Raw genomic sequence first — 26809 nt, forward strand, 5'->3', positions numbered from 1 at the left:
AAGAGGGTGGCATACGCCGCTCCTGGGCATGTGATTGTGCTGCATCGAAGAGGCTGACGTACCCGCCCTACTCCACCTGCAGCACGTCGACGGCAACGCTGAGCTTCTGCTTGGGCGAGCCGACGATGATGCCGTCGACCGGCGAGACGTCGGAAAAATCGCGCCCCATTGCGAGCACGATGTGATCGTTGCCGATGAGGAGATCGTTGGTCGGATCGAGATCGATCCAGCCGAGCTCCGGCCCGCACCATAACGAGACCCAGGCATGGCTGGCGTCGGCGCCTTGCAGACGCGGCTGTCCCGGCGGCGGAGCGGTGCGCAGATAACCGCTGACATAGGCCGCCGGCAGGCCAAGCCCGCGCAGCCCGGCAATCATGACATGGGCGAAGTCCTGGCAGACGCCGTGACGCTTGTCGAACACCTCGTCGAGCGGTGTCGAGATCACGGTCGCCTTCGGATCGTAGCGGAATTCGCCGCGGATCCGTCGCATCAGGTCGACGGCGCCGGTGAGGATGCCCGCGCCGGGCGGAAAGCTTATCCCCGCATAGGCGCTGACCGGGCGCAGCACCGGCACCAGGGGGCTAGCAAAGACATAGCCGACCGGCGAGGACGGCCCGAGGCTGGTGGCTTCGAACGCGACATCGCGGACGCTCTCCCAGGGCGGGCTGACCGCATCGCGGGCCGGCGGTTTGCGCGACACCGAGACGCGCGAGCGCGAGTCGATGCGCAGATTGCGATGCGCGGCTTCGATCACCACGCTCTCGGTCAGCGTGCCGAAGAAGTCGCGCCGCACATTGCGCTCGGCCGGGCGCGGATGGATCTCGACCTCGTGCGAGATCAGCTCCTGGCCGCCGCCGCTTGCGGGCTCCAGTCGCAGCGTGCAGCGGGCGAAGCTGACGGGATTCTCGTACTCGTAGGTGGTGACGTGACGGATGTCGTAGATCACGCCAGCCCCGTCAGCTTTTCCGGCCGGCTGGCATTGGGGCCGTGCGGGAAGTAGTGCTGCCCGATCGCCTCGCCGAGGCTGAGCAGATCCTGCTCCAGGGCGAACAGCGTCTTGACCTCGAGCTTCTCAGCCTCGGCGGTCGCGAGCATCGCCTGCATCGCCACCGCCAGACGCTGCGGCTTCTCGATCAGGCCATGCTCCTTCAGGCTCGGCAGCGCGGCGATGTGCTCGTTCAGCGTCGTCACCTGGAACGCCACCGAACGCGGATTGTAGCCGTCGAGCACCGCGAGGTCGCGCACCGGGGCCAGGATCGGCGCCAGCAGATAACGCGAGCGGTAGGTGATCTGGCAATCCACCAGCGTCAGCAGGATGTCGAGATCCTCGTCACCGGCCTCGTCATAGGCGAACTGGCGGGTGAAGCGCGTGGTGTTGATGGCGCGCTCGATACGGCGGCCGATGTCGAGGAAGCGCCAGCCGGCGGCGCGATTCATATTCTCCTGCGCAAGGCCTGCGAAGCTCGCCAGCTCCTGCAAGGTCAGCTCGGCGGCGCTCAGCACGCTGTCGTCGTCCTCCACCTCGATGGCGAGGCGCTCGGCCATCTCGGTGATCACCTGCCAGGCATCGGGCGACAGCCGCTCGCGCAAGGAGGTCGCCGTGCGCTGCGCCGCCCTCACCAGCGACAGGGCCGAGCCGAAACGCTCCGCGCCCTGCAGCGCTTCGGCGACGATGCGCCCCGCGGCCGTGCGTGAGGATTGCGAAACCGCGCCCCAGGCCACCAGCAGGCGCTGGATGCGTTCGGCCGATTGCACCGAGGCCGCGGTGCCCTTGTTCGGCCCGCTCGGCGAGCCCAAAGCGCGCACCAGCCGCAGCGTCGCCTCGGCGCGCTCGAGATAGCGGCCGAGCCAGAACAGATTGTCGGCGGCGCGGCTCGGCAGCACGCCGGCGATACGGCGGATGCGCACCTTGTCGATCGCGGGCAGAAGCGTCGCGGTCGCGACCTGCTTGTCGGAGACGACCCAGACGTCGGCGGCGCGCGCGCCGTCGCCCATCGACACCGCGCGCGCGTCCGGCTGCTCGGCGATGCGGCAGAAGCCGCCCGGCATGATGGCCCAGCCATCCGGCGTGGCGGCCGCGAACACGCGCAGCACGAAGGGACGCGGCGTGAGCTGCCCATGCTCCCACACCGGCATGGTCGAGAGCCGCACCACCTCCTGGCCGACATAGTCCATGCCGCGCGCGCCGATCGCCTCGATCAGGCGCTGCCGTCCGCTCGCGTCGAGCTCGCTCGCGAGCACCGGACCGCTGGAGTCGAAGCCGGGAACGCCGCGGCGATAGGCGCCTTCGATCGCGACCTCGTCGAGCCGCGCCAGCACCTCGTCGCGCGCCACGCGCTGGCCACACCACCAGGTCGCGATGTGCGGCATCTTCAGGTCTTCGCCGAGCAGGCGGCGGCTCAGCGCCGGCAGGAAGCCGAGCAGCGCCCGCGCCTCCAAAACGCCCGAGCCCGGCATGTTGGCGACGACGACGCCGTCCTTGCGCAGCACGTCGATCAGGCCGGGCACGCCGAGCCGCGAGGAGGCATCGAGCTCGAGCGGATCGAGCGAGTTGGAATCGACCCGGCGCAACAGCACATCCAGCCGCTTCAGGCCGGCGACGGTGCGGATGTGGACGCGATTGTCGCTGACCGCGAGATCGTCGCCCTCGACCAGCAGGAATCCGAGATAGCGCGCCAGCGTCGCGTGCTCGAAATAGGTCTCGCTGAAGCTGCCGGGGGTGAGCACGCCGATCCTGGGCTCGTCGCGATCGGCGCGCGCGCGAAGGGAGTCGCGGAACGCTTCGAAAAACGGCGCGACGCGCGGCACGTTCATCGACTTGTAGAGATCGGAGAAGGCGCGCGACAGCACCAGGCGGTTCTCCAGCGCGTAGCCCGCACCCGATGGCGCCTGGGTGCGGTCGCCGAGCACCCACCAGCGGCCGTCGGGCCCGCGGCCAACATCGGCGGCATAGATCGAGAGATAGCGTCCGCCGGGCGGCGGCACGCCGCAGACGGGACGGAGATATTCGGGACTGCCGGCGATCGCCGCGGCCGGGAGCGCGCCTTCGGCCACGAGGCGCCCCTCGCCATAGATGTCGCGCAGCACGCGCTCGAGCAGCTCGGCGCGCTGGGTGATGCCGGCGCAAAGCTGCTGCCAGTCGGCCTCGTCGATCAAAAGCGGCAGATGGCTGATCGACCAGGGCCGGTCGGCGCTATCGCCGGGCGCGCGGTAGGTGACGCCGGCCTCGCGGAGATGGCGATCGGCCATGCCGAAGCGGCGCTCGATCTCGTCGGGCGCCAGCGCGCCGAAGGCGTCGAAGAAGCGGCTCCAGACCGCGCGCGGCGCACCGTCGGGCCCCAGGAACTCGTCGGGGATGCCGGGCAGGCGGCTATAGTCGCGGACCCACTGCGCAATCCGCTGCTGGGCATTTGCCCTGCCCGCCTGGTCGTTGTCTTCGGCTGCGCCCTCGCCCATGGGCCTTTCCCTCCCCCACCATCATACTCATTGCAGGAGCGGGGTCCGCAAGTCGAGGGTCAGCGGAAATTCATTTGTGCGTTCCTCGGGCGGCGGCTGCATCGGACCCGGGGTGTGACCGTGGTCCTGGAAGCGCGCCAGCCGCCGGGCCTCGGCCTCGTAGGTATTGACCGGCTTGGTGTCGTAGTTGCGCCCGCCGGGATGGGCGACGTGGTAGACGCAGCCGCCGAGCGAGCGGCCGTTCCAGGTATCGATCAGGTCAAAGGTCAGCGGCGCGTGCACGGGGATGGTCGGGTGCAGGCCGGAGGCCGGCTGCCAGGCCTTGAAGCGGACGGCGGCCACAGCCTCGCCGGAGCGGCCGGTCGGGGTCATCGGCAGGCGGCGGCCGTTGCAGGTGACGACATGGCGGCCCTCGACGAAGCCTTCGGCCTTGACCTGGAGCCGCTCGACCGAGCTATCGACATAGCGCACGGTGCCGCCGGCCGAGCCCTCCTCGCCGAGCACGTGCCAAGGCTCGAGCGCTTGCCGCAGCTCCAGCGTCACTCCGCCATGATGGATGCGGCCGAAAGCGGGGAAGCGGAATTCGAGCTGGGCCAGATACCATTCCGGCTCGAACGGATAGCCCGATTGCTTGAGCTCACCGAGCACGTCGAGAAAATCTTCCCAGATGAAATGCGGCAGCATGAAGCGATCGTGCAGCGCGGTGCCCCAGCGCACGAACTTGCCGCTCAGCGGCTCGCGCCAGAACTTTGCGATCAGCGCGCGGATCAGGAGCTGCTGCGCGAGCGACATGCGCGGATCCGGCGGCATTTCGAGCGCGCGGAATTCGACGAGGCCGAGCCGGCCCGTGGGCCCTTCCGGTGAATAGAGCTTGTCGATGCAGATCTCGGCACGGTGGGTATTGCCGGTGATGTCGACCAGAAGGTGCCGGAACAGCCGGTCCACCAGCCACAGCGGCGTCTGCGTGCCCGGCGGCGGCACGTGCGAGAGCGCGATCTCGAGCTCGTAGATGCTGTCGTGCCGGGCTTCGTCGATGCGCGGCGCCTGGCTGGTCGGACCGATGAAAAGCCCGGAGAAGAAGTAGGACAGCGCGGGATGGCGCTGCCAATACAGCACCAGGCTCTTCAGAAGATCGGGCCGGCGCAGGAACGGCGAGTCTTGCGGTGAGGAGCCGCCGACCACGACGTGATTGCCGCCACCGGTACCGGTGTGACGGCCGTCGACCAGGAAACGGTTGGCGCCGAGGCGCACCTTCGCCGCATCCTCATAGAGACCGGTCGTGATCTCGACCGCATCGCGCCAGTTCTTCGCCGGCTGGATGTTGATCTCGATGACACCGGGGTCGGGCGTCACCTTGATCACCTCGATGCGCGGATCGAACGGCGGCGGATAACCCTCGACATGGACCTGTAGCTGCATCTCCTCCGCGGTGGCTTCGAGCGCGGCAATCAGTTCGAGATAGTCCTCGATGCGCTCGACCGGCGGCATGAAGGCGCAGAGCACGCCGTCGCGGACTTCGACCGACATCGCGGTGCGAACCGGGACGGAGGTGTTGAGCTGCTCGGGCGCGGCCCGCGGCGGGGATTCCGGACGCGCGGCGAGCGTGAACACCGGCAGCTTGTCCCGCGCCTCCATCGGGTCCTGCTCGACGATGTAGGGATATTGGTTGGGCGGGACGTAGCCGAGCGAGCCGATCGGCAGGCGCAAACCGAGCGGCGAATCGCCCGGCATCAGGAACAGATGATTGCGCCGGAGTTGCCATCGCTCGCTGCGCCAGCGCGGCGGCGCGTTCCAGCGCTGGATCGGCAGCACGAAGCCGCGCGGTGTGTTGAGGCCCTCGTCGAACACGCGCGCCATCCGCGCGCGGGCTTCCGGATCGGATAGTTTGGAATCGGAGGGATCGACGTTGACGGGAAGCTCCGCCTCCTTCTGGAGCCAGTACGCGGTGTCCTCATAAGCCGGCATGATGTAGCCGGCATCGAGGCCGAGCCGGGCCGCGGTGCCTTCCATGAAGGTCTCGGCGTCCTTCACCTCGGCGCGACGCGGGTTTTCGACCTTGGCGATGAGGTCGGCATTCTTCCAGATCGGCACGCCGTCCTTGCGCCAATAGAGGCCGAAGGCCCAGCGCGGCAGGCTCTCGCCCGGATACCATTTGCCCTGGCCGTAATGCAGCAGCCCGCCCGGCGCGAAGCGCGTGCGCAGCCGGCGGATCAGATCGTCGCCGAGCGCGCGCTTGGTCGGGCCGACCGCTTCCGTGTTCCACTCGCCGGCCTCGAGATCGTCGACCGAGACGAAGGTCGGCTCGCCGCCCATGGTGAGGCGCACGTCATGGGCGGCGAGATCGCCGTCGACCTGCTCGCCGAGATCGTTGAGGCGCGCCCAGGATTCGTCGGAGAACGGCTTTGTGATGCGCGGCGCCTCGCGGATGCGCCTCACGCTCATGTCGAAGGAGAACTCGACCTCGGCAAAGCCGGCCCCGCCGGAGATCGGCGCCGCGGATCGATAGTGCGGCGTGGCTGCGACGGGGATGTGCCCTTCGCCTGCGAGCATGCCCGAGGTCGCGTCGAATCCGATCCAGCCGGCACCCGGCAGATAGACCTCGGCCCAGGCGTGCAGATCGGTAAAGTCGTTCTCGACTTCCGGCGGTCCCTCGATCGGATCGATGTCGGGACGGATCTGGACCAGATAGCCCGAGACGAAGCGGGCGGCGAGGCCGAGATGGCGCAAGGTCTGGATCAAGAGCCAGGCGGAGTCGCGGCATGAGCCCGCGCCTGAGGCAAGCGTCTCCTCCGGCGTCTGCACGCCCGGCTCCATGCGGATGATGTAGCGGACCTTCTTCTGGAGCTCGCGATTGAGGTCGACCAGGAAGTTGACGGTGTTGGGGGCCTCGTGGGGAATCGAATCCAGGAACTTGGCGAACAGGCGGTCGGGCTTGATAGTCTCGAGATAAGGCGCAAGCTCCGTCTTCAGATCCTTGGGATATTCGAACGGAAAGCTGTCGGCATAGGGCTCGACGAAGAAGTCGAACGGGTTGACCACGGTCATCTGCGCCGTGAAGTCGACCTCGAATTTCAGTTCGGTGGTCTTCTCCGGAAAGACGTAGCGCGCCAGCCAGTTGCCCTGCGGGTCCTGCTGCCAGTTCACGAAATGATTTGAGGGCGTGACCTTGAGCGAATAGCTCAGGATCGGCGTGCGCGTATGCGGCGCCGGCCGCAGCCGGATGGTCTGCGGGCCAAGGTCGATCGGGCGGTCGTATTTGTAGTGCGTGACGTGGTGTAGCGCGACGTAGATCGACACGGGTTGCAGTGCTCCAGCAGCTTTTTTGAGCAGAACACCTGAGGGGAGTGCGATCAAGCACTAACAACGGGCACGGGGTGCCTAGGAAGTATCCCAATCGCCATGGGGGCGATCGCATCCGACGTTAGGGTTGGCGCGGTGCTGCTTCCACGGCGTCATGGCCGGGCTTGTCCCGGCCATCCACGACCTTTGCCGCGCAGAACCAAGAACGTGGATGCCCGGGACGAGCCCGGGCATGACGACCTCGTTTGCAGAAACGTTACGCCGCCGAGGTCAGCCTTTGCAGGAACTGGGTCACTTCGCGGCGGAGCGTCTCGACTTCGCCGTGGACGCGTTCGGAGGCGTGGTTGACGCGGGCAGCGACGCGGCCGGTGTCGGCGGCGGCTTCGCTGATGCCCGTCACGTTGGAGGAGACCTGCGAGGTGCCGGTTGAGGCTTCGTGAACGTTGCGGGCGATCTCGCGCGTCGCCGCCCCCTGCTGCTCGATCGAGGCGGCAATCGAGGCGGAGATGCCGTCGATCTCCGCGATGGTCTGCGCGATCGCCTCGACGGCAGCGACCGAAGTGGTGGTCGATTGCTGCATCTCGCCGACCTTGGCGCTGATCTCTTCGGTCGCCTTGGCGGTCTGGTTGGCGAGGCTCTTGACCTCGGAGGCCACCACCGCGAAGCCGCGGCCGGCGTCGCCCGCGCGGGCCGCCTCGATGGTGGCATTGAGCGCGAGCAGGTTGGTCTGCGAGGCGATCTCGCTGATCAGCTTGACGACATCGCCGATCTGCATCGCGGCGTCCGCAAGGCTCCGGATCTCGCCGCCGGCGCGATTGGCTTCGTTCACCGCCCGCCCCGTGCTCGCGGTCGAGCCGGCCACCTGGCGGTTGATCTCGGCGATCGACGATGCGAGCTGCTCGGCGGCGCTGGCGACAGTGGCGACGTTGCGCGAGGCCTGGTCGGACGCGCTGAGCACGCCGGAGGTTTGCAGGCTGGTCTTCTCCGCCGCCGCCGCCATCTGGCCGGCATCGGATTCGAGATCGGTCGCCGCGCCCATCAGCGTGCCCGCAACCTGGTCGAGATGCGCGCCGAACTGCCTGGCAAGGTCCGCGATCTCGACGACCCTGCGGCCAAGGCTGTCGGTGCCGGAATTGATGACGGTCGCCGAGCGGCGGAACGAGCCGGGCAATCCGCGCCAGGATCTTGCGGAAATACTTGCCGCGGCTGGCATACTCCATCGACGCCGAAGCTTCACGCTGGAACGCATCGGTAATGTCGAGCATGTCGTTGACCGATTTCTGGATGGCGCCGATGCGCCCGGCCTGCCGCTCGCTGAGGATGCGCGCCTCGAGATCGCCGGCCGCCGCCTTGCGACAGACATCGGCGACCTCGTCGACGGAAACCGCCGCGCGGTGCTGGCACCAGACGGCATAGCCGGAGAGCGCGATCGTCGCGCCGAGAGAAGCGGCACTCGTGATACCGGATATGCCGAGCAGCGAGAGAACGAACGCAACGACGGCAAGACCACACGCGAGCGCGGTCGCTCCCTGCGCCTTAGAGAGAGAGAGCACAAATTCATCGTAACCGACACCCTGTTGCTTGAGCAGCCCGACCATCGTCTCGAAGCTCGCCTGCATGCCCTCCTTGGCATTGGCATGCCGCGCCTCCTCAGTGCACAGCGTCTTGTAGATCGGCTTGATGCGCTCGATCTGCGCGGGATCCGGCTTGCGACGGTTGGAGTGATAGCCGACGATGTTGCCGCGCTCGTCGAATGTCGGCGTGACGTGGGCGAACACCCAATAGTGGCTGCCGTCCTTCGCCAGGTTGACGACGTAGGCGAAGATCTCCTGCTTGGACTGCAGCGTGTCCCACAGCAGCTTGAAGACGGCGCGCGGCATGTCGGGATGGCGGATCAGGCTGTGGGGCGCGCCCATCAGCTCCTTCCACGAGTACTTCGCCATGCGGATGAAGACGTCGTTGGCGTAGGTGATGCGGCCTTTGAGATCGGTCTTCGATACGATCAGCTCCTCCTCACCGAGGAGATTTTCCACCCCAGTGGGACGTATCGCTTGCATCGGTTCGATCCTCAAGTCACGCCGGCCCCACCACGCTGTGAAGCCGCATCACCCTCGTGTCTACGGCAACAATGTTAACCAGGTGTAAGCCGGGAACTTTTTGCAGCCGGCGCCCACCTACGTATCATTACTTAGCGAACGGTCGTTGCATTTCGGATCGCCACACGCGCTCCGATTCCGGTTGCGGTCATCGGCTACCGGCGGCTCTTGATGGGCTGCGCAGCGCTAGCCAAGCGCGACTACATCGTCGCGCCCAGCACCCAGGGCGCGAACTCGGCGCCGCCGAAATCGAAGCTCTCGCTCTTTGTGGGCTGGCCCGAGGCGGTCTTGAGGATGAGTTCGAAGATGCGCCGTCCGCATTGTTCGACGCTCTCCTCGCCTTCGAGGATGGTGCCGCAATTGACGTCCATGTCCTCTTCCATGCGCTTGTACATGGGCGTGTTGGTGGCGAGCTTGATCGACGGCGCCGGCTTGCAGCCGAACACGCTGCCGCGGCCCGTGGTGAAGCAGACGAGGTTGGCGCCGCCGGCGACCTGCCCGGTCGCAGCTACTGGATCGTAGCCGGGCGTGTCCATGAACACGAACCCCTTCTTGGTGACGGGCTCGGCATAGCGCAGCACCTCGACGAGATTGGTGGTGCCGGCCTTCGCCATCGCGCCGAGGGACTTTTCCAAAATGGTGGTGAGGCCGCCGGCCTTGTTGCCGGGGCTCGGATTGGCGTTCATCTCGGCGCCTTCGCGCGTGGTATATTCGTCCCACCAGCGCATCAGGTCGACCAGCTTCTCGCCGACCTCGCGGCTGACGGCGCGGCGTGTCAAGAGATGCTCGGCGCCGTAGGTCTCCGGCGTCTCCGACAGGATCACGGTGCCGCCGTGACGCACGATGAGGTCGCTGGCCGCCCCCAGCGCGGGATTGGCGGAAACGCCGGAATAGCCGTCCGAGCCGCCGCATTGCAGCGCCACGGTGAGCTCGCTCGCCGGCACCGTCTCGCGTTTGACCTTGTCGGCGTCAGTCAGCGCCTCGCGCACGAAGGCGATGCCGGCTTCGACCGTCTTGCGGGTGCCGCCGACCTCCTGGATGTCCATCGCGCGCAGTCGTCCGGCAAGCTTCTGCTCTTCCATGAGGCCGCCGATCTGGTTCACCTCGCAGCCGAGGCCGAGCACGATGACGTGGGAGAAGTTGACGTGCCGCGCATAGCCGCCGAGCGTGCGGCGGAGCAGCGCCAGCGGCTCGTTCTGCGTCATGCCGCAGCCGGTCTTGTGGGTCAGCGCGACGACGCCGTCGACGTTGGGGAAGTCGGCGAGCGGATTGTCGCCGGTGAAGGGATTCTTCTTGAAGACGTCGGCGACGAGGCTCGCGACATGCGCGCTGCAATTCACCGAGGTGAGGATGCCGATATAGTTGCGCGTGGCGACGCGGCCGTCCGGACGGCGGATGCCCTCGAAGGTCGCCGGCAGGTCGAAATTCGGCGTCGGCTTGACGTCGACGCAATAGGCATAGTCCTTGGCGAAATCACCCATGCCGCAATTCTGCACGTGCACGTGCTGGCCCGGCGCGATGGCTTGCGTGGCAAAGCCGATGATCTGGCCGTAGCGCCTGATCGGCTCGCCTTCGGCGATCGGCTTGATCGCGACCTTGTGGCCGGAGGGGATGCGATCGACCGTGGTCACGCCGTCGGCGACCAATGTTCCCGGCGGCAGGCTCGCGCGCGCGATCACCACACCATCATCGGGATGCAGGCGGATGACGGGGCTGATGGTCATGGAAGTCTCCTTCGGAGGCGAGTAGCGAATAGCGAATGGCGAGTGGAAATGGGAGCAGCCCTATTCGCTACTCCCATTCGCCATTCGCGGGTTTTTTACGCCTTGCCGCCCGAATCCTTGCGGGTCGCGTTCACCTGCATCTTGGCGTAGGTGGTCATCAGGCCGACTTCGTTGGACAGCGTCACCAGCTTGAAGCCCATGTTGATCGCGCGCGCCGCGCCTTCGGCGCCGCTGCAATGGATCCCCGGGTTGAGGCCGCGCTTGCCGCATTCCTTGATGATCTTCTCGTAGATCGCGAGGATCTCGGGCTCGCTGCGGTCGAGCTTGGGCTCGAGGCCGTAGGAGAAGCCGAGATCGGACGGGCCGATATAGACGCCGTCGATGCCTTCGACGTCGAGGATCGCTTCCATGTTCTCGACGGCGGTCCGCGTCTCCATCATCGGCAGCAGCACAATCTCGTCGTTGGCCGTCTTCTGATAGGAGCCGGCGGTGCCGTACATGCCGGCGCGGATCGGACCGTTGGAGCGCACGCCCTTGGGCGGATATTTCGAATAGGAGACCAGGTTCCGGGCTTCCTGCGGCGTGTTGACCATCGGGCAGATCACGCCATAGGCGCCGCCATCGAGCACCTTGCCGATGATGCCGGGTTCGTTCCAGGGCACGCGGACCATCGGGGTGATCGGATGCTTGTCCATGGCCTGGAAGCACTGCACCATCGAGAGATAGTCCTGCACGCCGTGCTGCATGTCGACCGTGACGCTGTCGAAGCCGCATTGCGCGACCATCTCGGCCGAGAAGCCGGAGGGAATGGCAAGCCAGGCGTTGACGACCGCCTTGCCCGACTTCCAGATCTCTTTGACTTTGTTCGCCACGTTGCCTTTCCTTCCCTGTTGCTCTCACTCGCCGCGGATCGGTTGGGCCGCACTTTGAGCGAAAAAAAGCGTGAATGTCCATGGCTCTCGCCGCGCACGCACGCATATCTGGTTTCACTCCCCGGCTATTGTCTCGTCCGCGCCGCCGAGCCCGGCAAGGCTCCGTTCGAGCTCGCCGAGCATCTCCTGCAATTCGGCGAGCTTGCGGGCGCCGAAGCGCCGCGTGATCTCGGCATAGATCGCCTCCGACGTCGGCGCGACCGAGGCCATCAGCTTCAGCCCCTCTTTCGAGATCGAGACCATGCTGCGGCGCTGGTCGGCCTTCGCCGTCTTGCGCTCGATCAGGTTGCGCGCCTCGAGGTCGCGCAGGATGCGCGACAGGCTCGGCCCGAGCAGGAACGCGGTGCGCGCGAGTTCCGTGACCTCGACCGCCTCGATCGCCGCCAGCGCGCGCAGGATGCGCCATTGCTGCTCGGTCAGGCCGTGCTCGCGCAGCGAGGGACGAAACTGCCGCATCACCGCTTCCCGGGCTCGCAGCAGCGACATCGGCAGCGAGCGCGAGAAATCGCGCATCGGCACCTGGCGCGCGGCAGGCGGGTGACCGTTGGCGGGATCGGCAGATTTCTTGGTCATGACGCCCCTTCAAGCCGCAAAACGTTTGCAGTGCAGCAAGCCGAATTTGTGTTTGACGCATTCACTTAACATGTTAAGTATCTCCGCGGCACCACGATTTGTAAGATCACAAATGGCGCTTTCCAACGACGATATCCAAGCTTGCGCGAGGCGTCTGCACCAGGCGGAGAAGACGCGCACGCAAATCCGGCAGCTCTCGCACGACTTCCCGGACATCAGCATCTCGGATGCGTATGCGATTCAGAAGGCCTGGGTCGACGTCAAGATCGCCGAGGGGCGCGTGGTCAAAGGCCACAAGATCGGCCTCACTTCGAAAGCGATGCAGAGCGCGCTTGGCATCGACGAGCCGGATTCCGGCGTGCTGCTCGACGACATGTTCTTCGCTGATGGCGGCCTCGTTCCGACCGAGCGCTTCATCGCGACGCGCGTCGAGGCCGAGCTCGCCTTCGTCATGAGCAAGCGCCTTTCAGGGCCCGACTGCACGCTGTTCGACGTGCTCAACGCCACCGACTTCGTGGTGCCGGCGCTGGAGATTTTGGATACGCGGATCGAGCGCGTCGATCCCAAGACCAAGGCGACGCGAAAGATCTTCGACACCATCGCCGACAATGCGGCGAATGCCGGCATCGTGCTCGGCGGGCGGCCGATCCGCCCGCTGGATGCTGACCTGCGCTGGATCGGAGCGCTCTGCTTCAAGAACGGCCAGCTGGAAGAGACCGGCCTTGCCGCCGGCGTGCTCAATCATCCCGCGACTGCCGTCGCCTGGCTCGCCAACAAGATCGCCCCGCTTGGGCTGGCGCTCGAGCCCGGCCAGGTCGTGCTCGCCGGCTCGTTCATCCGTCCGATTGAGACCCGCAAGGGCGACACAATCCAGGCCGATTATGGCGCCTACGGCTCGGTGAGCTGCTACTTCGCCTAGGCGGAAGAAGACAGGGAGTGAAACCGCGATGCCGCATTTCACCATCGAGTATTCGGCCAATCTCGACGACCGTCTCGACATCGCCGCGGTGTGCGAGGTCGTGCGCAAGGCAGCTAGCGAGACCGGTATCTTCCCGCTCGGCGGCATCCGCGTTCGTGCCATCCGCTGCGAGCACTATGCGATTGCGGACGCGCGGCAGGACTACGGATTCCTGGACATGGTGCTGCGCATCGGCGAGGGCCGCGACCTGCCTACCCGCCAGAAGGCCGGCGAGCACGTCTTCCAGGCGCTCTCAAGACATCTCGATCCCGTCTTCGCCGCCAGCAAGTTCGCCCTGTCGTTCGACATGCAGATCAACGACAAGGACACCAGCTGGAAGCGCAACAACATTCACGACGCCCTGAAAGCGGAGGCCGCTCATGGATAAGCCCACGCCGAAAGCCGATCTGTTCCAGGCCAACCGTGACCGCCTCGCGCCGCTTTTGAAAACTCTGCGCGCGGACGGCATCGGCCACATGATCGACGGCAAGACCGTCGCCTCGATCTCGGGCGAGACGTTCGAGACCAGGTCGCCGGTCGATGGCGCCGTGCTCGCCAGCGTCGCGCGGGGCAATGCCGAGGACATCGACGCGGCAGCGACTGCGGCTGCACTCGCGTTCAAGTCGTGGCGCGACATGGGCCCGCCGATGCGGAAGAAGCTGCTGCATCGGGTGGCCGATGCGATCGAGGACAATGCCGAGGACATCGCGGTGCTCGAATGCATCGATACCGGGCAGGCCTATCGCTTCATGGCAAAGGCCGCGATCCGCGCCGCCGAGAATTTCCGTTTCTTCGCCGACAAATGCAGCGAGGCGCGCGACGGCCTTAACACGCCGAGCGAGGAGCATTGGAACGTCTCGACGCGGGTGCCGATCGGCCCGGTCGGCGTGATCACGCCATGGAATACGCCGTTCATGCTCTCGACCTGGAAGATCGCGCCAGCGCTGGCGGCCGGCTGCACCGTCGTGCACAAGCCGGCCGAATGGTCGCCGGTGACCGCTTCCATTCTGGGAAGGCTCGTGAAGGAAGCCGGCGTCCCCGACGGCGTGCTCAACACCGTGCACGGCTTTGGCGAGGAAGCGGGCAAGGCGCTGACCGAGCATCCCGCCATCAAGGCAATCGGCTTCGTCGGCGAGAGCGCGACCGGCTCGGCCATCATGATGCAGGGCGCGCCGACCTTGAAGCGCGTGCATTTCGAGCTTGGCGGCAAGAACCCGGTGATCGTGTTTGACGACGCCGATCTCGACCGCGCGCTCGATGCCGTCGTGTTCATGATCTACTCGCTCAATGGCGAGCGCTGCACCTCTTCGAGTCGGCTGCTGATCCAGCAGAGCATCGCGAAAGAATTCGTGGAGAAGCTGACCGCGCGGGTGAAGGCGCTCAAGGTGGGCCATCCCCTCGATCCCGCCACCGAGATCGGCCCGCTGATCCACGAGCGGCATCTGGCAAAGGTCTGCTCCTATTTCGACGTGGCGCGCCAGGACGGTGCCACCATTGCGGTCGGCGGCAAGGCCTACGACGGCCCCGGCGGCGGGCATTATGTCGAGCCGACGCTGGTGACCGGTGCGCACGGCAAGATGCGGGTCGCGCAGGAGGAGGTGTTCGGGCCGTTCCTGACCGTACTGCCCTTCCGAGACGAGGTGGACGCGATCGAGATCGCCAACGACATCCGTTACGGCCTGACCGGCTATGTCTGGACCAATGACATGGGACGCGCACTGCGTGTTGCCGATGCGCTCGAGGCCGGCATGATCTGGCTGAACTCGGAGAATGTCCGCCATCTGCCGACGCCGTTCGGCGGCATGAAGGCTTCAGGCATCGGCCGCGACGGCGGCGATTATTCGTTCGACTTCTACATGGAAACCAAGCACGTCTCGCTAGCGCGGGGCACGCACAAGATTCAGAAGCTGGGAATTTAGCGGCGGTGTCATTCCGGGGCGGCTCGAAGAGCCTAACCCGGATCCATCGAGCAGCAGAGTTGGTGGATGAATGGATTCCGGGTTCGTGCTTCGTAAGCCCCGGAATGACGAAGCCGAGAAGGGGAAACGCACATGCCGGTACCGCAACATGTCTTCGAACCGCCGTTCAACATCATCCGCTCCAGCCACGTCGTGCTCGACGTCACCGACCTGAAGCTGAGCCGCGAGTTCTACGAGACCATTGTCGGCCTGCATGTCGAGGACGCCGACGAAGAGGCCGTCTACCTGCGCGCGGCCGAGGAGCACCAGCATCACTCGCTGGTGCTGCGCAAGGCCGCGGTGCCGGCTTGCGCCCGGCTCGGCTTCAAGGTCGGCAACGACAAAGATCTCGACAAGGCCGCCACGTTCCTGTCCGAGAACGGCCTCGCCTACGCCTTCGTCGACCAGCCGTTCCAGGGCCGCACGCTGCAATTCACCGATCCCTTCGGCTTTAGAATCGAGCTCTACGCGGCGATGGAGCGGCGGCCGCATCTCCTGCGCCGCTACGACCTCTACCGGGGCTGCCACCCGCAGCGGCTGGATCACTTCAACGTCTTCGCGGCCGAAGTGCAGGACACGATGGAATTCTACGCCCGGCTCGGTTTTCGCCTCACCGAATATGCCGAGGAGGACGGGCCGAACGGGCGCATCGCCGCGGCCTGGATGCATCGCAAGGGCAATGTCCACGATTTTGCGATCACCAACGGCAAGGGGCCGCGCCTCCATCACTTCGCCTACTGGACGCCGACGGCGATGAACATCATCCATCTCTGCGACGTCATGGCTTCGCAAGGTTTTGTGAAGAACATCGAGCGCGGGCCGGGACGCCATGGCATCTCGAACGCGTTCTTCCTCTATGTGCGCGATCCCGACGGACACCGCCTCGAGCTCTACACCAGCGACTATTTCACCGGAGATCACGACCACGAGCCGCTGCGCTGGTCGCTGCGCGATCCGCGCCGCCAGACGCTGTGGGGCGCCCCGGCGCCGCGGTCCTGGTTCGAGCAGGGCTCGCCGTTCACGGGCCAAGCCGTGCGCGAGCCGAAATTCGTGGCCGATGTGCTGGTGGCGGACTGATGAAGCTGCCTCGTCTCGCCACCTATTCCGTCAAGGGTGAAACCAAGTACGGCGCCGTTCTGGAAGGCGGCATCGTCGATCTCTCCGCGCGCTATGCCCAGACCTATCCGACGCTGCGCGAGGTGATCGCGTCCGGAAAGCTCGTGAGCCTTGCAGAGGAAGCCGCTGGTCGCACGCCGGTTCACGCACTCAGCGAGATCACCTGGTTGCCGCCGGTCCCGGCACCGGAGAAGATCATCTGCATCGGCGTCAACTATCCTGATCGTAACGCCGAGTACAAGGACGGCCAGGAGGCGCCGAAATATCCCAGCATGTTCATGCGCTCGCCCCGCTCCTTCGTCGGCCACGACACGCCGCTGGTGCGCCCGCGCGCCTCGGCGCAGCTCGACTATGAGGGCGAGATCGTGCTGGTGATCGGCAAGCAAGGCCGGCACATTCCCGAAAGCGCCGCGCTCGATCACATCGCCGCGCTGACGCTCTGCAACGAGGGCTCGGTGCGTGACTGGCTGCGCCACGCCAAGTTCAACGTGACGCAGGGCAAGAACTTCGATTCCAGCGGCAGCCTCGGCCCGTGGCTGGTGCCCTACACGCGGGAATCGCAGATCGCGGACGTCAGGCTCACCACGCATGTCAACGGCGAGCTCAGGCAGGACGATCGCACCAGCCGGCTGATGTTTCCGTTCCGCTATCTCCTGAACTATATCTCGACCTTCGCAACCCTGGTCCCCGGCGATATCATCGTCACGGGCACGCCGACCGGCGCCGGTGCGCGGTTCGATCCGCCGCGCTATCTGAAGCCTGGCGATGTCGTCGAGGTCGAGGCCGAGGGGATCGGGCGCTTGCGCAACGGCGTGATCGACGAAGCCTGAACAACAAGCGAAATGGAATAACCAAATGACCAGCCTCTCCGGCGGCGAAGCGATCGTAAGCGGGCTTGTCGCCCACGGCGTCGACACCGTGTTCGGCCTGCCCGGCGCGCAGGTCTACGGCCTGTTCGACGCGTTCCACCAGGCCCAGCTCAAGGTGATCGGCGCGCGGCACGAGCAGGCCTGCGGCTACATGGCATTCGGCTATGCGCGCTCCAGCGGCCGGCCCGGCGTGTTCAGCGTGGTACCCGGCCCGGGCGTGCTCAATGCCAGCGCCGCGCTGCTCACCGCGTTCGGCTGCAACGAGCCGGTGCTGTGCGTCACCGGCCAGGTGCCGACTTCGTTCCTGGGCAAGGGTCGCGGCCATCTGCATGAGATGCCGGACCAACTCGCGACCTTGCGCACCTATGTGAAATGGGCCGAGCGCATCGAATATCCCGGCGATGCGCCGACGATCGTCGCGCGCGCTTTCCAGGAGATGATGTCGGGACGGCGCGGCCCCGCGTCGGTCGAGATGCCCTGGGACGTCTTCACCCAGCGTGCCGACGCGGCGCCTGCGAAGGTGCTGGAGCCTCTGCCGGCGCCGCAGCCTGATCCTGATATGATCAAGCAGGCCGCCGCGCTCATCAGGACCAGCAAGGCGCCGATGATCTTCGTCGGCAGCGGCGCGATCGAAGCGGGTGAGGAAATCCTCGAGCTCGCCGAGATGATCGATGCGCCCGTGGTCGCCTTCCGCAGCGGCCGCGGCATCGTCTCCAATGCGCACGAGCTCGGGCTCACTATGGCCGCGGCCTACAGGCTGTGGCCGAATACCGATCTCATGATCGGCATCGGCACACGGCTTGAGCTGCCGACCATGTCGCGCTGGCCGTATCGGCCCACTGGCCTGAAGAGCATCCGCATCGACATCGATCCGGTCGAGATGCGGCGGTTCTCGTCGGACACCGCGATCGTCGCCGATGCCAAGACCGCGACCCGCGATCTCGCCGCCGCCGTTCGCAGGGCCGGCTACAGCAAGACTTCCGGACGGCGCGGCACGATCCGCGAGGCCACCGCGGCCGCGCAAGCCGAGATCCAGCGGGTTCAGCCGCAGATGGCCTATCTCAACATCCTGCGCGAGGTACTGCCGGCAGATGCGATCGTCACCGACGAACTGTCGCAGGTCGGCTTCGCCTCCTGGTACGGCTTTCCAATCTACCAGCCGCGCACCTTCATCACCTCGGGCTACCAGGGCACGCTCGGCTCGGGTTTCCCGACCGCGCTCGGCGCCAAGGTCGCCAATCCCGACAAGCCGGTCGTCGCCATCACCGGGGACGGCGGCTTCATGTTCGGCGTGCAGGAGCTTGCCACCGCCGTGCAGTTCAACATCGGCGTGGTGACGCTGGTGTTCAACAACAACGCCTACGGCAATGTCCGCCGCGACCAACGCCAGCATTTCGATGGCCGAGTGGTGGCGTCCGACCTCGTCAATCCGGATTTCGTCAAGCTCGCGGAATCCTTTGGCGTGACTGCTGCGCGCGTCACCGCGCCGGAGCAATTCAAGGCGGCGATGGAGAAGGCGCTCGGCCACGGCGGGCCGGTGCTGATTTCCGTCGAGGTGCCCCGGGATTCCGAAGTCAGCCCGTGGGCCTTCATTCACCCGCCGAAGCCTTGAGGCGAAATGGCTTTAGGTTGAATCGATTGTCGCGGCTTGTTCACCTCTCCCGCTTGCGGGAGAGGTCGCGCCGAAGGCGCGGGTGAGGGCTTTCTCCTCTTGGGGATTGTCCCATTGCGGAAGCACCCTCTCCCCAACCCTCTCCCGCAAGCGGGAGAGGGAGCGTACCTCCGTCGTTGCGCGATCAAGCCTAATTCATCGCGCTTTAGACGCGCCCTGCAGCCGCGCGGCTGCAATCACCAGCAGACCGGCGCCCGCGACCGACCAGCAGGCGACCGGCGCCCAGTGCAGCAGCGGCGCGTATTCCGGCATCTTCTGCAGGCCGCCGGCAACCGCCGCCATCCGCGCGAAGGTGCCGAGGGCAAGCGCGGAGAAGACGAGGCCCGTGACCTTGCCTTCCGCGCCGGTCGAGCCGATCGCGAGCGCAGCCGAGACCGCGCTCATCAGCATGCAGCCCCAGGCAGCTCCGGCGAGAAATTGCGCGGCGATCAGCGTGTTGAGATTGCCGGCGAATTCGGCCGCCGCAATCGCCATCGCACCGAACAGGCCGGCGGCGCCCATCACGACGAGGCCGCCGCGATGCTTGACGATCAGGCTTGCCGGAAACATCGCGATGTTGAAGCCGATCCAGAACACCGGCATCAGCCATTGCAGGTCGCCGGGAGCTGCAAAGCGCAGATAGAACGGCGCGCTGTTCATGGCAAAGTGCAGCTGGTAGCCGAGTGCGAGCGCGATCATCGCGACGATGAAGGCGATCGGGACGAGACCGAGCGGCTTTGCCGCTTCGTCCGGTGTGGATGGCACGGTGTCGCGCGCCACGTCATGCTCGATCCTGGACAGCCCGAGCGCGGTCAGGAGCAGCACTGCGCTGGAGATCACGAAGGGCAACCGCGCATCGTGCTCGCGCAGCACCACGCCGAGATAGGGCGAGAGCGCGCCGGCGACGCCGTAGCCGAGCATGGTCAGCGCGGCGAGGAACGGCACCTGCGGCTTGGCGCGGTACTTGCCGAGCAAGGTCAGCGGCGGCGCTCGCAGCACCGAGGACGTGATCGACCAGATCACGATCAGCGCGATGAACCAGCCCTGCGCCGCCGCACCGGCTCCGGCAACGAAGGGCAGTGCGACGAAGGCGCCGCAGGAGATCGCGGTCACGAGGGCGACGAACAGGCCGAGCCTGCCGACATGGGGCGCGAGCTTATCGGCGGCTACTCCCATCGCGGTATCGGCAATGGTGAAAATCGCCTGATCCAGCATCAGGATGAGGATCACGGCGGACGGCGCGATGCCGACATCGGCGGCGAGCTTTGGCAGGTAGACGACGTAGGTCGTCCAGCCCAGCGTGAACACCAATTGCAGCACCGCGAGATACAGCCCCGTGCGGTTCGCCGTGCCCGTGCCGGCCGAGCTCTGTGTGGTCGTCATGTCGCCGCCTCCCCGCCCGAAGCTTAGACGAGCGAAGGCGGCGAGGAAACGCGTCAGCGCGTCCTGCGGAAGGTCAGATTGATCCGCTTCTTTCCCAACAGCGGATGCTCGCCGTCGGCGAGCGGCGCGACGCCGTGATAGGCGAGCCTGCTGGCCCCGCCCCAGACCACGACGTCGCCATGGACGAGCCGGAAGCGACGCGGCTTGTCATTGCGCACGAGGCCGCCGAACAGGAAGGTCGCGGGCAGGCCGAGCGAGACCGAGACGATCGGCGCGGAATAGTCCAGCTCGTCCTTGTCCTGATGCAGCGACAGCCGCGTGCCCGGCTCATAGCGATTGACGAGGCAGGCATCGGGGGCAAAGCGTTCAAAGCCGCCCTGCTCCGCGGCGCGGCGGGCGAGATCGCGGAGCAGCGGCGGCATCTCCGGCCATGGCGCACCGGTGCGCGGATCGATCGGGTCGTAGCGATAGCCGGTGTGATCGGTGATCCAGCCGCGATCGCCGCAATTGGTCATCGCCACCGACATCAGATGGCCGCCCGGCGTCGTCATCCGCCGGAACGGCGACTGCGCCACGATGGCGCGCACCGCGTCGATCAGCGCGCTCTCGATCGGCTTGACGAAGCCGCGCAGCAGTACGGCGCCGTCGGCGATGTTCTCACGCGACGGTTGGGCTTCGGCGAGGCTGTCGAACAGATCACCCGTCAATCGCAGCGCTCATTTGGCATCGTGGAAGATCACACCCAGCGTGTGGCGCCGGCCGGATCTGATCCGGCTGACGCCGTGGCGCAGATTAACGCGGTAGGTGCCGCGTGTCCCCTGCACCGGACGATGATGCACAGCGAAGGCGACCGCATCGCCCAGTGCCAGCGGCACCACCTCGGCCCGCGACTGCATGCGCGGACGCTGCTCGGTCAGCACGAACTCGCCGCCGCTGAAATCGCGTCCGGGGTCGGACAGCAGGATCGCGACCTGGAGCGGGAACACGTGCTCGCCATAGAGGTCCTGGTGCAGGCAATTGTAGTCGCCAGCCTCATATTGCAGCAGCAGGGGCGTCGGCCGCGTCTGCCCGGCGTCGTGGCAGCGCTTCAGGAACGCCGCATGTGTGCCGGGATAGCGGATGTCGATCCCCATCGCCTCATTCCAGCGATTGGCGACGGCTTGCAGGTGCGCGTAGAGCGCGGGGCGGAGCTGCGCGATCAGTTCGGGCAACGGATAGGCGAAGTACTTGTACTCGCCGCGGCCAAAGCCGTGGCGGCCCATCACGATGCGGCTGCGGAAGTGCGCATCGTCCGGGTAGAGCGCGGCAATGGCGCCGCATTGGGCAGGCGTCAGCAGGTTCTTCAGCACGGCGCAGCCTTGGGAGTCGAGCTCGGCGGTGATTTGGGGCCAGTCGAGGGCGTCGACGTGGCCGGCGAGGTCGGCTGTTTCATCGAGAGCGGAAACGAGTTTCGCGATGGCCATGGCGATGATCCTATCCATCCGTCATTCCGGGGCGCGATGCAGTCGCGAGCCCGGAATCCATAACCACGATCGGGAGTATGGATTCCGGGCTCGCGCCCAAGTGGGCGCGCCCCGGAATGACGGGAGCGGGTGTCGCAGATCCCGGGCGCCACAACCACCCGATTTCCGATGATCGTCTCCCCGTCATTGCGAGGAGCCCTTGCGACGAAGCAATCCAGACTGGTTCCGCGGAGAGAGCCTGGATTGCTTCGCTTCGCTCGCAATGACGCGGAGAGGGATCAACCCCTCACCGGCAGTTTCGTAGGGTGGGCAAAGGCGCTCTTGCGCCGTGCCCACGTCTTCGCAATACGTGGGCACGCTTCGCTTTGCCCACCCTACGAGGCCGTCGCTTGTGGAGCGAGTTACCCCCTCACCGGCAGCGTCACCACGTCGTAGCCATGCCTGATCGTCCGCTTCAGCACGGGATCCTCGAGCTCGAAATCGAACCGATCCGCCGGGCGGATGCCGCCCTTGGCGGCGAAGGTGCCGCCGAACATGGCGCAGCCGTCGGGGAACTTGCTACCGTCAAAGCCGCGCGCGATGAGGTCGGCGACCGGCAGCATCGCGTCCAGCGTGCCCTCTTGGTAGAGCATGCGCTCGCCCTTGATGGTGGCGTAGGAGCGCAGGATCATCTTGTCCCAATGGCCGATGACGTCCTCGAGCTGCCACAGCGTCGAGGCGATCGGCTTGTCGCACATCTGCTTGGAGACCGTGACGTTGTAGGCCTCGACCTTGCGGTCGGTGTGATCGGAGCCGCAGCCGACGAAGATGCGGCCCTGCCAGCCGATCAGCACGAACTCGACCTCGCCGGAGGAATCGCCACCGGTGCATTCGATGCTGTCCTCCTGGGTCAGCCGCCGCGCCGAGGCGCGGTAGTAGATCGGCGTCGAGGCCGGGCGGGCGATGCCCATCTCCTCCAGCTCGGCGATGTGCTTGTCGCGCGCGACCGTGTCGCGGCCGGTCCAGCCGGCGATGACCAGCTGGTCAATCGCCAGCGTCAGCGGCGTGGTGGTGTCCTGGGCATCGACGGTGAAAGTCAGGTCAAACACGAATGACGGCCTCCATGCCGGCAGCAAGCTCGAAGATACGGCGGTCCGAGCCGCCTGCGCCCGCCAGCATCAGGCCGACGGGAATGTCGCCCTCGCGATGACAGGGCAGCGAGATGGCGCAACCGTCGATCAGGTTGATCAGGCTGCAATTGCGCAAGGCGCGGATGTTCTCGCGGGTGAACGCCTGATCGTCGGCGAGGTCGGCGATCTTCGGCGGTGTGTTGGGCGTGGTCGGCAGCACCAGCGCATCATAGGGCGCGATGCGCGCATTGACGCGCGCGATCAGCGAGCGGCGTTCGTTGAGCAGGTCGATGTAGTCGGCCGCGCTCTGCGCCTCGCCGCGCATGATGCGCACCGCGACCCTGGGATCGTAGACGTCGCCCTTGGCCGTGATGAGATAGCGGTGCCAGGCATAGCTCTCGGAGGCCGCAAAACCGCCCTTGGCGTTCATCGGGCCGACGTCATGGAACTCCGCCATCTCGATACGCTCGACGATGCCGCCGTGATCGGACAGCGTCTTCAGCGCGCGCTCGAAGGTCTTGGCCACCTCGGCGTCGAGGTCATCGAGCGCGATCGTGGTGGGCACCGCAAGGCGCATGCCCTGGATCGGCCGCGGCCTCAAGGCGACGATCGGCTCACCCGCGAGCACGGCATCGAGTATGGCACAGCAGCTGACCGATCGTGCGAGCGGTCCGATGCTGTCGAGCGAGAATGAAAGCGGCACCGAGCCGTCGAGCGGCACGCGGCGCTGCGTCGGCTTGTAGCCGACGATGCCGTTGAAGGCGGCCGGAATCCGGCAGGAGCCGCCGGTGTCGGTGCCGAGCGCGCCATGCGCCATGCCGTCGAGCACGGACACCGCCGCGCCGGCGGACGAGCCGCCGGGCACGTGGCCTTCGGACCGGTTCCAAGCTCCCTTCGGCGTGCCATAATGCGGATTGATGCCGATGCCGGAATACGCGAACTCGGTCATGTTGGTGCGACCGATCACGACGAAGCCGGCCTTTCGCAGCCGCGCCACCGTCGCGGCATCGTGCTCGGCCGGGGCTGAGTCATCCAGCGCGCGCGAGCCGGCGCGCGTCACCTGGCCATTGATGTCGAACAGATCCTTGATCGAGATCGGAATGCCGGCATAGCGCGACGGCGCCGCCTTGGCCTTGCGCAAGGCATCCATCGCATCGGCGGCGGCGAGCGCGGCGTCCTTGTCGACATGGATGAAGGCGCGCTGGCCCTCGCCCGCGGGGTCGGCGATCCTGGCGAGGCAGGCCTCGACCAATTTGCGGGAGGTGGTGCGGCCGCTTTCGAGGTCTTCGGCGAGCTGCGCCAGTGTCGGAAAATCGGGCATGTCTGTCTCACGGAATATTTCGCGCGCAATCTATAGCGCTGGCTCAGCTCGACACAAGCATTGTGCGCATGATGGCATGCATGCGCATTGCTGGACCGTTGACGCGCCATGGTCGATTGTCGCATCAAGTTCGAAACCGGCGGGCGCGAGGCCTGTCGCTCGGGAGTCTCTTGGGAGGAGCCGCCAACATGGCCGAACCGCAGCGCGCGCGACCGAAACCGACGCCGGAGACCCAGCACTTCTGGGACGGCACCAAGGCCGGCGAATTGCGCCTGCAGCGCTGCGATGCCTGTGCCCATGTCTACTTCCCGCCGCGCCCGTTCTGCCCCTCCTGCGCCTCGCGCAAGGTCAGCATCTTCAAGGCGAGCGGCCAGGGCATTCTCTACAGCTACGTGATCAACCATCGTCCGGCCGCGCCGGGCTTCACGCCGCCTTACGCCATCGCGGTGGTCGAGCTCGACGAGGGCCCGCGGATGATGAGCAACATCGTCGACTGCCCGCAGACCCCCGAGGCGCTCGAACTCGACATGAAGCTCGAGGTCGCTTTCCAGGAGCTCGACGACAAGATCACCCTCCCCGTCTTCCGCCCGGCGAAGGGGTAAGACCATGCGCAAGAACCAGGTTGCCGTCGTCGGCGCGGCCGAGACCACAGAGCTCGGCGTCATCCCCAGCGCCTCGCAGCTCCAGCTGCATGCGGATGCCGCGCTCAACGCCATTGCCGATGCCGGGCTGAAGCTGTCCGACATCGACGGCTTCGCCACCGCGGTCGAAACGCCGCAGCAGGTCTGCCACTATCTCGGCATCAAGCCGACCTGGGTGGACGGCACCTCGGTCGGCGGCTGCTCCTTCATGCTGCATGTCCGCCACGCCGCGGCGGCGATCGAGGCGGGTCTGTGCAAGACGGTGCTGATCACCCACGCCGAGAGCGGCAAGTCGATGATCGGCAAACTGCCGCGCTCGACGCCGGCCGACAGCCTCAACGGCCAGTTCGAGGCTCCTTTCGGCGTCTATGGCCCGCCCAGCATGTTCCCGATTCCCGTGCTGCGCTTCATGAAGACCTACGGCATCACTCACGAGCAGCTGGCTTCGGTCGCGGTGGTGCAACGTGAGTGGGCGGCGAAGAATCCGCGCGCGATGATGAAGGAGCCGATCACGGTCGCCGACGTCCTCAACTCGCGCATGATCGCCTATCCGTTCCGGCTTCTGCAGTGCTGCCTCGTCACCGACGGCGGCGGCGCGCTGATCCTGACCTCGGCCGACCGCGCCAGGGATTTTCCGCGCAAGCCGGTCTACATCATGGGCACCGGCGAGAGCGTGGAGACGCCGATGGTCAGCCAGATGGAGACGTTCAACTCCTCGCGTGCGTTCAAGACCGCGGGCCCGCTCGCCTTCAAGGAGGCCGGCATCGCACACGCGGACGTCGACCATCTCATGATCTACGATGCGTTCGCGCATCTGCCGCTGTTCGGCCTCGGCGATCTCGGTTTCATGCCCTACGAGGAAACCGGCCAGTTCATCGCAGACGGCAACACGCGCCCCGGCGGGAAACTGCCGCTCAACACCAATGGCGGCGGCCTCTCCTACATGCATTCGGGCATGTACGGCATGTACGCGCTGCAGGAGAGCGTGCGCCAGATGCGCGGGATCGCGCCGGCGCAGGTGCCGAACGCGAAGATTTCGGTGTGCCACGGCGTCGGCGGCATGTTCGCCGCGAGTGGCACGATCGTGTTTACGAACGAGAGGTAACGCGCTGCTCGCCTCTCCCTCTCCCCGTTCTTACGGGGAGAGGGCTGGGGTGAGGGGCCTCTCTCCACGGATGAGATGGCCGCGAGACCTGTACCCCCTCACCCGGATCGCATCTTCGATGCGCTCCGACCTCTCCCCGCAAGCGGGGGCGAGGTAAGAAACGCCGGAACGCATAGCGGAGAACCCACATGAGCAAATCACTGCAAGACAAGGTCATCATCGTCACCGGCGCAGGCCGTGGCATCGGGCGCGAGATTGCGCTTCTGTGCGCCGCCGAGGGCGCCAAGGTCGTCGTCAACGATCCCGGCGGAGCCGCCGATGGCGCCGGCGCGAACGCGGCGCCCGCCGAGGAGGTGGTCGAGGAGATCAAGAAGCGCGGCGGCACGGCCGTCGCCAATTTCGAAAGCGTCGCGGAAGCTATTCCCGCCAGCAAGATCGTGAAGACCGCGACCGACCATTTCGGCCGGCTCGACGGTGTCGTCAACAATGCCGGCATCCTGCGCGACATGATCTTCCACAAGATGAGCGTGGAAGCGTTCGAGGCCGTCATCAAGGTGCATCTGATGGGCTCGTTCTACGTCAGCCACGCCGCAGCGCGCATCTTCCGCGAGCAGGAGTCGGGCTCGTTCGTGCACTTCACCTCGACCTCCGGCCTGATCGGCAACTTCGGCCAAGCCAATTACGCGGCGGCCAAGCTCGGCATCGTCGGGCTGTCGAAGTCGATCGCGCTCGACATGGGGCGCTTCAACGTCCGCTCCAACTGCGTCTCGCCGTTCGCCTGGACCCGCATGATCGGCACCATCCCGACCGAGACCGACGCCGAGAAGGCGCGCGTCGAGAAGATCAAGCAGATGGGCCCGGAGAAGATCGCGCCGCTCTGCGGCTACCTGCTCGGCGATTCCGCCAAGGACGTCACCGGCCAGATCTTTGGCGTGCGCATGAATGAGATCTTCCTGTTCAGCCAGAACCGCCCGATCCGCTCGGTGCAGCGGAGCGAAGGCTGGACGCCGCAGTCGATCGCCGAACACGGCATGCCGGCGCTGAAGGGCTCATTCTACAAGCTGGATCGTTCGGCCGACATCTTCACCTGGGATCCGGTGTAAGATAGCGCGAATGGTGAGTGGCGAATGGCGAATAGGGTTCTATTCGCTACT

At 66.2% G+C, this 26809-nt stretch carries 21 protein-coding genes and 1 pseudogene; 9 read left to right on the forward strand and 13 right to left on the reverse strand.

Annotation, left to right across the window (positions count from 1 at the left end):
* Positions 1-67: 67 nt before the first annotated feature.
* From ACM43_RS31185 to hpaR, 8 genes and pseudogenes are all read right to left on the reverse strand, one after another.
* Complete coding sequence (locus ACM43_RS31185; protein ID WP_271545303.1) at positions 68-946, reverse strand: transglutaminase family protein; 879 nt, start codon at positions 944-946, stop codon at positions 68-70.
* Positions 943-3456 (reverse strand): circularly permuted type 2 ATP-grasp protein, encoded by a 2514-nt coding sequence (locus tag ACM43_RS31190; protein WP_271545304.1) that lies wholly within the window; start codon positions 3454-3456, stop codon positions 943-945. The genes ACM43_RS31185 and ACM43_RS31190 overlap by 4 nt, the downstream gene beginning before the upstream one ends.
* Before the next feature lie 27 nt (positions 3457-3483).
* A complete protein-coding gene (locus ACM43_RS31195; protein WP_271545305.1) occupies positions 3484-6753 on the reverse strand; it encodes a transglutaminase family protein in 3270 nt (1089 codons plus the stop codon).
* Between the two features lie 259 nt (positions 6754-7012).
* Entirely contained in the window at positions 7013-7927 is a 915-nt protein-coding gene (locus ACM43_RS31200; RefSeq protein WP_271545306.1) for a methyl-accepting chemotaxis protein, read from the reverse strand.
* A gap of 370 nt (positions 7928-8297) precedes the next feature.
* A pseudogene (locus ACM43_RS31205) lies at positions 8298-8813 on the reverse strand (PAS domain-containing protein); the annotation flags it as partial.
* Between the two features lie 239 nt (positions 8814-9052).
* On the reverse strand, positions 9053-10576 hold the full coding sequence (locus tag ACM43_RS31210) for a UxaA family hydrolase (RefSeq protein ID WP_271545307.1): 1524 nt from the start codon (positions 10574-10576) through the stop codon (positions 9053-9055).
* Between the two features lie 95 nt (positions 10577-10671).
* Entirely contained in the window at positions 10672-11448 is a 777-nt protein-coding gene (locus tag ACM43_RS31215; RefSeq protein ID WP_035709283.1) for an HpcH/HpaI aldolase family protein, read from the reverse strand.
* Positions 11449-11562: 114 nt separating this feature from the next.
* Entirely contained in the window at positions 11563-12081 is a 519-nt protein-coding gene (hpaR, locus tag ACM43_RS31220) for a homoprotocatechuate degradation operon regulator HpaR (protein WP_225149904.1), read from the reverse strand.
* Between the two features lie 112 nt (positions 12082-12193).
* Between hpaR and hpaH the strand changes: the two genes are divergently transcribed.
* From hpaH to ACM43_RS31250, 6 genes are all read left to right on the forward strand, one after another.
* Positions 12194-13000, forward strand: coding sequence for a 2-oxo-hept-4-ene-1,7-dioate hydratase (hpaH, locus tag ACM43_RS31225; RefSeq protein ID WP_271545308.1), 807 nt, complete (start codon positions 12194-12196; stop codon positions 12998-13000).
* 28 nt (positions 13001-13028) lie between these two features.
* Entirely contained in the window at positions 13029-13427 is a 399-nt protein-coding gene (locus ACM43_RS31230) for a 5-carboxymethyl-2-hydroxymuconate Delta-isomerase (protein WP_271545309.1), read from the forward strand.
* Positions 13420-14958: a 5-carboxymethyl-2-hydroxymuconate semialdehyde dehydrogenase gene (hpaE, locus tag ACM43_RS31235; protein WP_271545310.1), complete on the forward strand. Its 1539-nt coding sequence runs from the start codon at positions 13420-13422 to the stop codon at positions 14956-14958. The genes ACM43_RS31230 and hpaE overlap by 8 nt, the downstream gene beginning before the upstream one ends.
* A gap of 132 nt (positions 14959-15090) precedes the next feature.
* Positions 15091-16074 (forward strand): 3,4-dihydroxyphenylacetate 2,3-dioxygenase, encoded by a 984-nt coding sequence (gene hpaD / locus ACM43_RS31240; RefSeq protein ID WP_157281281.1) that lies wholly within the window; start codon positions 15091-15093, stop codon positions 16072-16074.
* Positions 16074-16943 (forward strand): fumarylacetoacetate hydrolase family protein, encoded by an 870-nt coding sequence (locus ACM43_RS31245; protein WP_157281278.1) that lies wholly within the window; start codon positions 16074-16076, stop codon positions 16941-16943. Before hpaD ends, ACM43_RS31245 begins: the two co-directional genes overlap by 1 nt.
* Positions 16944-16968: 25 nt before the next feature.
* The gene (locus ACM43_RS31250; protein WP_271545311.1) at positions 16969-18594 is read left to right on the forward strand and encodes a thiamine pyrophosphate-dependent enzyme; all 1626 of its coding nucleotides are present in this window, start codon (positions 16969-16971) and stop codon (positions 18592-18594) included.
* A 195-nt stretch (positions 18595-18789) separates the two neighbouring features.
* Here the strand turns inward: ACM43_RS31250 and ACM43_RS31255 are convergent, their stop codons facing one another.
* The 5 genes from ACM43_RS31255 to ACM43_RS31275 all read right to left on the reverse strand — a co-directional run bounded on the left by ACM43_RS31255 (position 18790) and on the right by ACM43_RS31275 (position 23909).
* Positions 18790-20016 (reverse strand): MFS transporter, encoded by a 1227-nt coding sequence (locus ACM43_RS31255; RefSeq protein ID WP_271545312.1) that lies wholly within the window; start codon positions 20014-20016, stop codon positions 18790-18792.
* 53 nt (positions 20017-20069) lie between these two features.
* Positions 20070-20723, reverse strand: a complete 654-nt coding sequence (gene alkB / locus ACM43_RS31260; protein WP_271545313.1) for a DNA oxidative demethylase AlkB — start codon at positions 20721-20723, stop codon at positions 20070-20072.
* 9 nt (positions 20724-20732) lie between these two features.
* Positions 20733-21479, reverse strand: a complete 747-nt coding sequence (locus ACM43_RS31265; protein WP_271545314.1) for a 2OG-Fe(II) oxygenase — start codon at positions 21477-21479, stop codon at positions 20733-20735.
* 401 nt (positions 21480-21880) lie between these two features.
* Positions 21881-22567 (reverse strand): DUF2848 domain-containing protein, encoded by a 687-nt coding sequence (locus tag ACM43_RS31270; protein WP_271545315.1) that lies wholly within the window; start codon positions 22565-22567, stop codon positions 21881-21883.
* Entirely contained in the window at positions 22560-23909 is a 1350-nt protein-coding gene (locus ACM43_RS31275) for an amidase (RefSeq protein ID WP_271545316.1), read from the reverse strand. The genes ACM43_RS31270 and ACM43_RS31275 overlap by 8 nt, the downstream gene beginning before the upstream one ends.
* Positions 23910-24097: 188 nt before the next feature.
* Here ACM43_RS31275 and ACM43_RS31280 point away from each other — a divergent pair, with 188 nt between their 5' ends.
* The 3 genes from ACM43_RS31280 to ACM43_RS31290 all read left to right on the forward strand — a co-directional run bounded on the left by ACM43_RS31280 (position 24098) and on the right by ACM43_RS31290 (position 26758).
* Positions 24098-24511 carry a Zn-ribbon domain-containing OB-fold protein gene (locus tag ACM43_RS31280; protein ID WP_271545317.1) on the forward strand — a complete coding sequence of 138 codons (414 nt, stop codon included), beginning with the start codon at positions 24098-24100 and terminating at the stop codon, positions 24509-24511.
* A gap of 4 nt (positions 24512-24515) precedes the next feature.
* Positions 24516-25655: a thiolase C-terminal domain-containing protein gene (locus ACM43_RS31285; protein ID WP_271545318.1), complete on the forward strand. Its 1140-nt coding sequence runs from the start codon at positions 24516-24518 to the stop codon at positions 25653-25655.
* 188 nt (positions 25656-25843) lie between these two features.
* Positions 25844-26758, forward strand: coding sequence for an SDR family NAD(P)-dependent oxidoreductase (locus ACM43_RS31290; RefSeq protein ID WP_109144458.1), 915 nt, complete (start codon positions 25844-25846; stop codon positions 26756-26758).
* Positions 26759-26809 lie beyond the last annotated feature (51 nt).

The organism is Bradyrhizobium sp. CCBAU 45321, assembly GCF_028128975.1.
Classification (GTDB): domain Bacteria; phylum Pseudomonadota; class Alphaproteobacteria; order Rhizobiales; family Xanthobacteraceae; genus Bradyrhizobium; species Bradyrhizobium yuanmingense.